At 71.2% G+C, this 11,373-nt stretch carries 10 protein-coding genes; 1 reads left to right on the forward strand and 9 read right to left on the reverse strand.

Going from position 1 to position 11,373, the window contains the following annotated elements:
* Positions 1-377 precede the first annotated feature (377 nt).
* The 9 genes from ACBR40_RS36690 to ACBR40_RS36730 all read right to left on the reverse strand — a co-directional run bounded on the left by ACBR40_RS36690 (position 378) and on the right by ACBR40_RS36730 (position 10,286).
* Complete coding sequence (locus tag ACBR40_RS36690; protein ID WP_371251694.1) at positions 378-1,259, reverse strand: shikimate dehydrogenase; 882 nt, start codon at positions 1,257-1,259, stop codon at positions 378-380.
* Between the two features lie 122 nt (positions 1,260-1,381).
* Entirely contained in the window at positions 1,382-2,539 is a 1,158-nt protein-coding gene (gene mltG, locus ACBR40_RS36695) for an endolytic transglycosylase MltG (RefSeq protein WP_344218510.1), read from the reverse strand.
* Between the two features lie 211 nt (positions 2,540-2,750).
* The gene (gene mltG / locus ACBR40_RS36700) at positions 2,751-3,905 is read right to left on the reverse strand and encodes an endolytic transglycosylase MltG (protein WP_371251695.1); all 1,155 of its coding nucleotides are present in this window, start codon (positions 3,903-3,905) and stop codon (positions 2,751-2,753) included.
* A 649-nt stretch (positions 3,906-4,554) separates the two neighbouring features.
* On the reverse strand, positions 4,555-5,034 hold the full coding sequence (gene ruvX, locus ACBR40_RS36705) for a Holliday junction resolvase RuvX (protein WP_371251696.1): 480 nt from the start codon (positions 5,032-5,034) through the stop codon (positions 4,555-4,557).
* Positions 5,035-5,041: 7 nt separating this feature from the next.
* Positions 5,042-7,714, reverse strand: a complete 2,673-nt coding sequence (alaS, locus tag ACBR40_RS36710; protein ID WP_344218506.1) for an alanine--tRNA ligase — start codon at positions 7,712-7,714, stop codon at positions 5,042-5,044.
* Between the two features lie 59 nt (positions 7,715-7,773).
* A complete protein-coding gene (locus ACBR40_RS36715) occupies positions 7,774-8,007 on the reverse strand; it encodes a hypothetical protein (protein WP_344218504.1) in 234 nt (77 codons plus the stop codon).
* Entirely contained in the window at positions 8,004-8,405 is a 402-nt protein-coding gene (locus ACBR40_RS36720; protein WP_344218502.1) for a DUF948 domain-containing protein, read from the reverse strand. The genes ACBR40_RS36715 and ACBR40_RS36720 overlap by 4 nt, the downstream gene beginning before the upstream one ends.
* 63 nt (positions 8,406-8,468) lie before the next feature.
* Positions 8,469-9,794 (reverse strand): replication-associated recombination protein A, encoded by a 1,326-nt coding sequence (locus tag ACBR40_RS36725; protein WP_371251697.1) that lies wholly within the window; start codon positions 9,792-9,794, stop codon positions 8,469-8,471.
* A gap of 9 nt (positions 9,795-9,803) precedes the next feature.
* Positions 9,804-10,286 (reverse strand): hypothetical protein, encoded by a 483-nt coding sequence (locus ACBR40_RS36730; protein ID WP_371251698.1) that lies wholly within the window; start codon positions 10,284-10,286, stop codon positions 9,804-9,806.
* A gap of 168 nt (positions 10,287-10,454) precedes the next feature.
* Here ACBR40_RS36730 and ACBR40_RS36735 point away from each other — a divergent pair, with 168 nt between their 5' ends.
* The gene (locus ACBR40_RS36735; RefSeq protein ID WP_364445097.1) at positions 10,455-11,351 is read left to right on the forward strand and encodes a peptidylprolyl isomerase; all 897 of its coding nucleotides are present in this window, start codon (positions 10,455-10,457) and stop codon (positions 11,349-11,351) included.
* Positions 11,352-11,373 lie beyond the last annotated feature (22 nt).

The raw sequence follows: 11,373 nt of genomic DNA on the forward strand, positions 1-11,373 counted from the left end.
ATCCCTACGTGCTCGTCGTGCCCAAGGCCCTTCGCATTACCCCTAACGCGAAAAACCCCGCACGTCGCGCATGCGGGGCCACTGAGCTCTTTGGCTTTCGTGGCCTCGAGCTCCCCGGAGTAGTCCGGCGTGATCCTGGACCCGGCCACCTTTCGGTGACTCAGGTGGGAGGGAGACCTCCGCTTGCGCGTCCAGCAAACATGCCGGACCGATCAGAGAGCTACATTACCACAACAGCCAGGGACGCTCGAATCTTCCCGCCGGCTCACCAGAATCCCGGCCGTCAGGCCGACGACCCCTTCCGCCCGTCAGGCCAGGGCTGCCTCCAGCCGCCAGGCCGAAGGATTTCGGCCGTCGGACCGGGGCACCTCGGGCCGTCAGGCGGGGGCCGTGGCGGCCCGTCTGCGGATCTCGGCCTCGCCGGCCGCGCGCATGGCCTCCACCGGCACGTCCGCGCGCCCGGTCATCAGCTCGACCTGCCGCACCGCCTGGTGCAGCAGCATCGCGAAGCCGCCCACGACCGTGCCGCCCGCCGCCGCGACGGCCGCGGCCGCCCTGGTCGGCCAGGGCGAGTAGACCACGTCGAACAGCGCGGGCACCCGGGCCAGCCGGTCGGCGAAGGCGTCGGCCGCGCCGCCAGGCAGCGTCGAGACGACCAGGTCGGCCCCGGTGAACACGTCGAGCTTGTCGAGCGTCTCCACGGCCAGCGCCATGCCCAGCCGCTCGGCCACCTCGGCGGTCCCGGCCGCGCGGGCCGGCTCGCGGACCAGGAGGGTGGCGGCGTGCAGGCCGAGGTCGCGCAGCGCCGCGAGCGTGGAGGCCGCCGTCGCGCCGCCGCCCAGCACGACGGCCGAGCGCGGAGCGTGGACGCCGGCCTCGGCCAGCGCCCGCACGATGCCGTACACGTCGGTGTTGTCGCCGTGGCGGCGCCCGTCACGGAACACCACCGTGTTGGCCCCGCCGACCTCGACGGCCAGCTCTGAGACGGTGTCGAGCAGCGGCAGCACGGCCCGCTTGAGCGGCATCGTGAGCGACAGCCCCGCCCAGGCGTCCTCGCCGGCGCCCTCATCGGCGCCCTCATCGGCGCGGCCCTGCCGGCGCACCGGGGTCAGCTCGCCCAGCAGCTCCGGCAGGCGGGCCTCGTCGCACTCGAACGCCTCATAGCTCCATCCGGCCAGCCCCATCTCGCGGTAGGCGGCGCGGTGCAGGAACGGCGAGAGCGAATGGGCGATGGGCGACCCCATGACGGCGGCGCGCATCCGCGGCTCCTTCCCCTGACGAACAGCACGACCCTATCGCGGGCCGCGCCGCTCCTCGTACGACGCCGCCCACCTGCGATTCGTCGTCGCAGGTGGGCGGGGTCGGCGGGCGGGAGGGCGGGTCAGCCGCCGCAGCCGCCGTTCGCGGTGCACTCGGCGAGCAGCGCCTGCCGCTCGGTCTCGGTGGTGGCGAACTTGGTGACCGAGCTCTTGGGGTCGGTGGCCACGAAGAACAGCCACGAGCCCTTGGCGGGGTTGAGCGCGGCCTCGATGGCGTGGTCGCCGGGGTTGGAGATCGGGCCCGGCGGCAGCCCCAGGTGCTTGTAGGTGTTGTACGGGGAGTTGGTCTCCAGCTCGGCGTGGGTCGCGTAGGTGCGGTACTTGCCGAGCGCGTACATCACCGTGCTGTCCATCGACAGCTTCATCGGCGGATTCTGGCCGAGGCGGTTGTAGATGACGCGGGCGATCTTCGGCATGTCCTCGGCGCGGCCGGCCTCGGCCTGGATGATGCTGGCGATGACCATGATCTCGTGCGGCTTGCGGCCGAGGGCCTTGGCGCCGCCTTCGAGGTCGATGCGCTCGGCGGTCTGGTTGAACCGCTTGACCATCTGCGCGAGCATCTGCTTGGGCGTGGCCGTGGGCTGGAACTCGTAGGTGGCGGGGAAGGCGTAGCCCTCCAGCTTGCCCCTGGCGTACGACGGCAGCTCCAGGTCGTCGGCCTGCTTGGCCGCGGCCTGGAACTCCTTGACCGGCTTGCCGGTCTCCTTCGCCAGCGTGGCCAGCGTGTCCGACAGCCGCAGGCCCTCCTTGAGCGGCACCCTGACCAGCAGCTTGTTGGTGGGCGTGAGCGCGTCGACGGCGGCGGCGGCCGACATCTTCTTGCGCATCTTGTACGTGCCCGGCTGCAGCGAGCCGCTCTTGTTGGCGTTGCCGATCGCGTTGGTGAACGCCCTGGCGCTGGCGACGACCCCCTGCTTCTCCAGCTCCTGCGCCACCTCCGACGCGCTCTGGCCGTCCTGGATCTCGATGACGACCTCTCCGGTGCCCTGACCGGTGTAGTCGTCGGGCACGAGAGCGTCGCTGAGCCAGAGGTAGCCGTAGTAGCCGCCGCCACCGATGATGCCGGCCAGCACGACGAAGGCGAGCAGCGGCGCGATGAATCCACCCCGGTTACGACGGCGGCGGCGTCTCCGGTTGCCGCGGCCGCCCCGGGCGCGCCGTCGGGACTGACCTTCGTCGTCCTCGGCGCCGAGCAGCGTGTTCAGATCGAGATCGCTCATAGGTTCGCAGGCCAATCTCCCGGTACGGCCGGCCAGGCGTCAAGCGGAAGTGCCCAACCGGCACAGCTCACCGAGCGGAACTGGGGGGCCCGCCGATCATGTTCCCACGACCAGCGGAGATCACTCTGGGTAGCCATGCTAGAGGACGGAAAGAGGACATGCGTCCCCTTCTGCGACATTTGCGCGGGAGCGCAGGAAGCCACGTCGAACATCAGCTCGTCCCGAGGTTCTTGTTCAACTCTTCCCGGTATCTCACGAACTCGCTCTCTTTGTTGGTGAATTTGGTGATTCTATGCGCCGGATCTGTCGTCACAAACCAGTGCCAATCGCCGTCCGCCGGGTTCAGAGCCGCCACCAGCGCCTTGGCGCCGGGATTGGCGATGGGGCCGGGAGGCAGTCCCTTGCGACGGTAGGTGTTGTACGGAGAGTCGACCTTGGTGTCCTTCTCGGTCACTCTCAGCGTCCGCCGCTTCTGCGCGTACAGGACGGTGCTGTCGATCTCCAGCGGGGTGCCCCGCTGGAGCCGGTTGTAGATCACTCTAGCGATCTTGGGGTAGTCGGCGTCGGTGCCGCCCTCGGCCTGGATCATGCTGGCCACCGTGACCGCCTCCAGCGGCGTCAGGTGCACACGGGCGGCCTGCTCGGCCAGGCGGAGCCGGCGCGCCTCGGCGCCGAAACGCTCCACCATCGCCGCCAGCACGTCCACGGGGGTGTCGCCGGGCTCGATCTCGTACGTGGCCGGGAACAGGAATCCCTCCAGGCCGGGCGCGTACGACGGCAGGCCGACCAGCCCCTTGTCCACCGCCAGGAACTCGCGGAGCGACAGGCCCGTCTGCTTGGCCAGGCGGGCCAGCACCTCGCTCACCCGCATGCCCTCCGGCACGGTCACCCGCTTGACGACCCGTGAGCCGGCGTCGAGCAGCAGGTCCAGCGCCGCCGTCGCGGCCATGCCCTTGCGCAGGCGGTAGGTGCCGGGACGCAGCCGTCCGGTCACCGCGCGGTCCTCGGTCGCGCGTACGAACGACCCCGCGCTCGCCACCACCCCGGCGTCGGCCAGGGCCACGCCGATCGCCTGGGCGCTGGAGCCGGGCGGGATGCGGACCGTCACCGAGCCCTCGCCCCTGCCCTCGAAGTCGGCGGGGCTGAGATAAGGCTTGACCACCACGATGACGCCGACACCAGCCGCGATCAACGCCACCGCCAGCCCGGCGGCCACCAGCCCCGCCTTCCGCGCGGCCCTCCGCCGCCCGCTCTTCCCGGCTTCAGCCGCCGCCCCGCCACCCTGGTCGCCGGACACAGCCCCCGCGCTCTCGTGGCCGACGGACACAGCCCCCGCGCTCTCGTGGCCGGCGGACCCGAGGTCCACACCCCGGCCCTCAGCCGCGGGACCCTCGCTCACCTCGGCTGATTCCGGCCTCGCACCCGCGCCCCCGAGCGCTGGTCCATCGGCCGCGCCATCGCCCAGCCCGCGGGAGGCCTGTCCCGTGGAGGTCTGTCCGGTGGAGGCAGAGCCCTCGCTCAGGCCGGCGGGCGCCGCGGCATCACCCTGGCTTCCGGATGCGCCGGCGGCCTCTCCCGTCGCGTGGGCAGGCCCACTCACGCCGCCACGCCGAGCAGCCGAAGCCACCCCGACCGGCCCATGACGACCCGACCCGTCACCGGCGCCCCCGACCGGCCCATCACGATCCGAGCCGTCACCGGCCGCCCCGACCGGCCCATCACGATCCGACCCGTCACCCGCCACGCCGACCGGTCCGTCGCCGGCCGCCCCGGCCTGGCCGTCGTGCGGCTCCTCCGTCGGCTCGTCGATGGGGGCCGTTTTCGAAGATGCGGCGTCCGTCGCGTCGTCGGTGGCCGGCCTGAGGCCGTCATCTCCCACGACCTCATCCTCGGAATCGAACGGGATGAGGTCACCGCTGTCGTCCTGCTCCTCGGGCAGGCGGCCGTCCGGTGTCTCGTTCACGGCGTCACCGCCCCGGCGCCCGCCGCGCTCCCCCGCCCCGTGCGCCCCCGGCTCATTGGGCAGGTCCGTCGGCCGCCGCGGGCGGTTCGACGGGCCTGCCTGGTGGTCTGTCGGTGGCGCGTTCGGAGTCGAGCGCGTCCTGCAGCAGCACGACGGCCGCCGCCTGGTCGACGACGCCCCGCTGCTTCTTGGCCTTGACGCCGCTGGCCCGCAGGCCGTGCTGGGCGGCGACCGTGGTCAGCCGCTCGTCGAACAACCGGACGGGCGTCGACGCGAGCCGGGCGGCGAGCCGCTCGGCGTAGGCGCGGGCCAGCTCCGCCGCCTGCCCCTCGCGCCCGGACAGCGACCGGGGCAGCCCCACGACGACCTCGATCGCCTCGTGCTCGGCGACGATCGCCGCGATGCGGTCGAGGTCGCCCTTGCCACGCCGGACGGTCTCGACCGGCGTGGCCAGCATCCCCGAAGGATCGCTGCGGGCCACGCCGACCCGCACGGAGCCGACGTCCACGCCGATCCGTGAACCGAACCTCATCTCAGCGTCAGCCGAGCTGACCCGCGATGGCCTCATCGACCAGGCGCAACGCCTCGCCGATCGCCTCCGGTCGCGTGCCACCGCCCTGCGCGACATCGTCCTTGCCGCCACCGCCACCCCCAAGCGCCTTGGCGGCGACGCCGACCAGCTGCCCGGCCTTGAGCCCCCGCTCGCGCCCCGCCTCGTTGACCGCGGCAACCACCACAGGCCGGTCGGAGGGGACACCGGCGATCACGACGACCGCCGGCCTGTCGGACGGGAACCTGCCACGCACATCAAGCGCGAGCTTACGCAGATCATCCGAGCCCGTGCCATCAGGCGCGCGGTGTGTCACGACGGAGACGCCGCGCTGGTCACGGGCCTGCGCCACCAGCTCGCCCGCCACCGCGAGCACCTGCGCCGAACGCAGCCGCTCCAGCTCCTTCTCGGCCGTGCGCAGCCGGGTGACGATGCCGTCGATGCGCTCGGGCAGCTCCTCGCGGCGCGCCTTGAGCTGCTCGCTGAGCTGGTGCACCAGCACGCTCTCGCGGGCCAGGAAACGGAAGGCGTCGATGCCGACCAGCGCCTCGACCCGTCGCACGCCCGCGCCGACCGACTGCTCGCCGAGCACCTTGACCAGGCCGAGCTGCCCGGAGCTGTGGACGTGGGTGCCGCCGCACAGCTCGCGCGAGTAGTCGCCGATCTCGACCACGCGGACCTCGTCGCCGTATTTCTCGCCGAACATGGCGAGCGCGCCCATCGCCCGCGCCTCCGCCTGGGAGGTGTAGAAGGCGTTGACCTTGAGGTCGTTGATGAGCACGGCGTTGACCTCGTCCTCGACGTCGCGCAGCACGCTCGGCGGCACGGCGCCGGCCGCGGTGAAGTCGAAGCGGAAGCGGCCGGGCGAGTTCTCCGAGCCGGCCTGCGCCGCCGTCTCGCCGAGCGCGTTCTTGAAACCGCGGTGGACGAGGTGGGTGGCGCTGTGGCTGCGCGAGATCGCGCGGCGGCGTTCGAGGTCGATCTCCGCCTGCGCCTCGTCGCCGACCTTGAGCTCGCCGCTGCGGACCTTGCCACGGTGGACGATGAGCCCGGAGAGCGGCTGCTGCACGTCGGTGATCTCGACCTCGGCGCCGCCGGTGCGGATGACGCCCTGGTCGGCGAGCTGGCCGCCGCCCTCGGCGTAGAACGGGGTGCGCGCGAGCACGACCTCGACCGTGCTGCCCGCGCCCGCCGCCGGGACGGACGCGCCGTCGATCAGGATGCCGACGACGCTGGTGTCGGCCTCGGTGTGGTCGTAGCCGAGAAACTCGACCTTGCCCGCCGCCTCCAGCATCTGGCCGAACACCGAGATGTCGGCGTTGCCGGTCTTCTTCGCCGCGGCGTCGGCCTTGGCCCGCTGCCGCTGCTCCTTCATGAGCCGGCGGAAGCCCTCCTCGTCGACCTTGAGCCCCTGCTCGGCCGCCATCTCCAGGGTGAGGTCGATCGGGAAGCCGTAGGTGTCGTGGAGCTGGAACGCCTGCTGGCCGGACAGCGTGCTGCCGGACTTGCGCTTGGTCTCCTCGACGGCCACGTCGAAGATCGCGGTGCCGGTGCGGAGCGTGCCGAGGAAGCTCGCCTCCTCGGCGTCGATGACCGCGTGGATCTGCGGCGCGTCGACCTTGAGCTCGGGGTACTGCTCGCCCATGACGTTGATCGCGACGTCGGTGAGCTCGTGCATGTAGCGCTCGTCGCCGGAGCCGAGCAGGCGCAGGTTGCGCACGGAGCGGCGCAGGATGCGGCGCAGGACGTAGCCGCGGCCCTCGTTGCCGGGCAGGACGCCGTCGGCGACCAGCATGGTGCCGGTGCGCACGTGGTCGGCGACCACCCGAAGGCTCACGTCGGAGCGGCGGTCGCGGCCGTAGCGGGTCTTGGTGAGCTCGGCCGCCTTGTCGAGGATCTTGTAGGTGGTGTCGATCTCGTAGATGTTGTCGACGCCCTGCAGGATCGCCGCCATGCGCTCCAGGCCCATGCCGGTGTCGATGTTCTTGGTCGGCAGCTCGCCCGCGATGTCGAAGTCGACCTTGGTGCGGACCGCGCTGAGCTGGTACTGCATGAAGACGAGGTTCCAGACCTCGAGGTAGCGGTCCTCGTCGGCGACGGGGCCGCCCTCCTTGCCGTATTCGGCGCCGCGGTCGTAGTAGATCTCCGAGCAGGGGCCGCCGGGGCCGGGCACGCCCATGTGCCAGTAGTTGTCCTCCAGGCCGCGGCGCTGGATGCGGTGCTCGGGCAGGCCGACCTTGTTGCGCCAGATGTCGTACGCCTCGTCGTCCTCGAGGTAGACCGTCGCCCACAGCTTGTCCTCGGGGAAGCCGAAGCCGCCGTCGGACTCGGAGCGGGTCAGCAGCTCCCAGGCGAACGGGATCACCTCGGCCTTGAAGTAGTCGCCGAAGGAGAAGTTGCCGAGCATCTGGAAGAACGTCGCGTGCCTGGTGGTCTTGCCGACCTCTTCGATGTCGGGCGTGCGGACGCACTTCTGGGCGGTGGCCAGCCGGGACGCCGGAGGCTTGCGCTGCCCCAGGAAGTACGGCTTGAACGGCGCCATACCGGCCGGAACCAGGAGAAGCGTGGGGTCCTCTGCGATCAGGCTGGCCGAGGGCACTATCTTGTGCCCACGCTCCTCGAAGAAGCGCAGGAAGCGGCGCGCGATCTCTGCCGACTCCATGGTGGCCATCCTTTGCGTTAGTCGTCGTGTCGTATCGAACGAATTGTCAGCGGTCGGTGTCAGCGGGGGGTGTCTTCAGCCTGGTCGAGCCCGAGGCGTGCCCGCAACTCGGTTTCGCGCACCGCGGCCTCGCCGAGCGCGTCCGAGGTAAAGTCTCTCACCCGCTGGAGCATGCCCGCCGCCCCGGCGGCCGTGCGGCGGGCGACGTGGTCGGGGTGCAGCGCCTGCAGCCGGCGCATCACCCAGAAGGCGAGGAACGCGCCGAGCGACAGGTAGAACAGCCTGCGGATCATTTGACCCGCCCCGGCCGGGCGCCGTTGACCGGCCGGCCGCGCCGGACCGGCCGGCGGGCCTCGATGGCCCGGCGCACGCCGTAGCCCAGTGAGGACACCTTGATCAGCGGGCCGGTGAACATGGTGTCGGTGACCGCGCTCAGCCGGGCGGCGTGGCCGCTGACCTGCTTGACGTCCTTGGCGATGGCCTCGACGGCCATGAGCTGCCTGTTGGTCTCGTTGACGGTGAGGCTGACGTCGTCGAGCAGCGGCGTGAGGCGGTTGTTGAGCTCGGTGACCGCCTTGGTGGTCTCCTTGAGCAGCCGGGCGAGCTTGACGAGCACCATGGCCAGCACGCAGACCAGGACGACCCAGCCGGTGGCGGCGATCAGACCGGCGACCTCTCCGGCGGTTAGCATCCGCTCATCTCCCTTGTGTGCTGGGCAGGAACGGCACGACCCTATCGCGTCCCGCTGACAACATCAGTGAGGACCGCGAGGCGTGAGGGGGCCACCGCGCAGGAACTCGCGGATCTTGGCCCAGCGCTCGGCGACCGGAGCCTCGGCGCCGTGCCGGGTGGGCTCGTAGTAGCGGCGCTCGCGCACCTGCTCGGGCGCGTAGTCCTGGCGGACGAGCCCGTGGTCGAAGTCGTGCGGGTATTTGTAGCCCTCGCCGTGACCGAGCTTGGCCGCTCCGCCGTAGTGGGCGTCGCGCAGATGGCCGGGCACCTGGCCGATCAGCCCCTTGCGCACGTCGCCGATCGCGGCCCCGATGGCCTTGACGACCGCGTTGGACTTGGGGGCCAGCGCGCAGTGGATGACCGCGTGCGCCAGGTTGATCTGCCCCTCGGGCAGGCCGATGAGCTGGACGGCCTGCGCGGCGGCGACGGCGGTCTGCAGGCAGGTGGGGTCGGCCATGCCGACGTCCTCGCTGGCGAAGATGACGATGCGGCGGGCGATGAAGCGGGGGTCCTCGCCGGCCTCGATCATCCGGGCGAGGTAGTGGAGCGCGGCGTCGGCGTCGGAGCCGCGCATCGACTTGATGAAGGCGCTGATCACGTCGTAGTGCTGGTCGCCCTGCCGGTCGTAGCGCACCGCGGCCTTGTCGACGGCCTTCTCGACGACCTCGACGGTGATGTCCTCGGCCAGCAGCGCGGCCGCCTCCAGGTAGGTGAGCGAGCGCCTCGCGTCGCCGCCCGCGAGCCGTACGAGGTGCTCCAGCGCCTCGGGGGCGAGCCGGTGGCGCCCGCCGAGCCCGCGCGGCTCGGCCACCGCCCGCTCCAGGACGGCGCGGATGTCGTCGTCGGACAGCGATTCCAGGGTGAGCAGGAGCGAGCGCGACAGCAGCGGCGAGATGACCGAGAAGTACGGGTTCTCGGTGGTGGCGCCGATGAAGGTGACCCAGCGGTTCTCCACGGCGGGCAGCAGGGCGTCCTGCTGGGCCTTGTTGAAGCGGTGGACCTCGTCCACGAACAGCACGGTCTGGCGGCCGGTCATGCCCAGCTCGCGGCGGGCGTTGTCGATGGCCGCGCGGACGTCCTTGACCCCGGCGGAGACGGCGGAGATCTCCACGAAGCGGCGCTGGGTGACGTTGGAGACGACGTAGGCGAGCGTGGTCTTGCCGGTGCCGGGCGGCCCCCACAGGAACAGCGACATGGGGGCCTCGCTCTCGACCAGGCGGCGCAGCGGGGTGCCGGAGCCGAGCAGGTGGCGCTGGCCGATCACCTCGTCGAGCGTGCGCGGGCGCATGCGCACCGCCAGGGGCTGCGGGGTGGCGTCCTCGGCCGCCGAATCGAACAGGCTGTCCACAAAGCGAGATTACAGGCCCCAAACAGCCCTCGCGCCCGAGTCCCCTGCCAGGAAGCAGAAGTAGGCCGCCACGGCGGCCAGCACGACCGTGAGCCCGGACAGGACCAGCGAGACGGGGCGGCCGAAGCGGTCGCGGCCGACGGAGTCGCGGGCCGGGCGGGTGGCGTGCACCAGCAGCAGCGTGACGGCGGCCAGGCCCGACGCCGACAGCAGCAGCGGGCCGGCGAAGCTCTCGTGCGTGGCGATGGCCCGGCCGAGCTCACCCTCCGCGGTGGCGAAGCGGGCCTCCTTCAGCCGCTCGCCGCTCTCCTTGGCCGCGAACACGGACGCGGGGCCGGCCAGGGAGAGCAGGATCGCGGCCCAGGCGACGTACGTGCGCCACCGCGGCACCAGCGCGTAGACCGCCGCCACGGCGGCGAGCAGCGGCATCAGCACGACGGCGAAGTGGATGACGAGCGCGTGGGCCGGCAGGCCCAGGATCTGGTCGAACATGACGGCTCCTTTGTGCTCTTTTCAACTACGTTCGGGAGCACGATAAGGTTCGCCGCCCCATCCGTCGCATGTCACGGCTTTTGCCACTTACATCCGGCACATACCGAGGGCCGGTAGCATGCGCGGAGTTGTTTGGTCATGTGTCGGCAAAGATGAAGGAGACATGCGGTGAGCGGCGAAGACCGCAAGAGCGACCTCGCGCGGGAGCACAAGGAGCGGCAGGAGAAGCGCGCGGCGGCCGAGGGCTCCTCCAAGGCGAAGCGGAACGCCTTCATCGGCGCGGGCGTGGCTGTGGTGGTGGTGGCCGGCGGCATCTTCGCCGCGACCACGCTGAGAGGCGGCGACGGGCCGGACCCCGCCGCGGCGGAGAGCTCGGCCTCCGCGTCGGCGTCGGCATCGCCTTCGGCGTCGCTGCCGATCGCGCCGACGACGACCGCGGCGGCGGGGCCGGTGACGTGCACGTACAAGCGTGACGACTCCGTCCCGAACAAGTTCGTGGGCCTGCCCGGCAAGAAGCCCAACATGAAGTTGAAGAAGATGACGATCAACTTCAACCGCGGCAAGGTCGTCGTCGACCTGATGACCGAGGCGGCCCCGTGCACGGTCAACGCGCTCAGCTTCCTCAACAAGAAGCACTTCTACGACAACATGAAGTGCCACCGGCTGGTCACCACGGACGTCTCCGGCGTGCACCTGCTGCAGTGCGGCGACCCGCAGGCCAAGGCCGACGGCAAGAACCCGACCGACGGCCAGGGCACCGCGGGCTTCGTCTACGGCGACGAGAACGTCGAGATCCCGCCGGCCAAGGGCGTGGTCTTCATGTCCCAGCCGGGCGACTCGGTGGGCCAGAACAACAGCCAGTTCGTCTTCTCGCTGTCGGACGAGAACACGCAGCTCGGCGGGGGCTTCTCCACCGTCGGCGTGGTCAGCGAGGGCCTGGACATGCTGGTCGGCCTGGCCAAGGACGGCTCGGACCTCATCGTGAACGAGGCCGACATCACGGGCGACGGCGGCACCACCGCCCCCAAGAAGCCGGTCATCATCAAGAGCATCACGTTCTCCTGACCCGCGCGCGCAAGAAGCCGGC

Origin of the sequence: Nonomuraea sp. AD125B, assembly GCF_041402765.1 — a bacterium.
In the GTDB taxonomy this organism is placed as follows: domain Bacteria; phylum Actinomycetota; class Actinomycetes; order Streptosporangiales; family Streptosporangiaceae; genus Nonomuraea; species Nonomuraea bangladeshensis.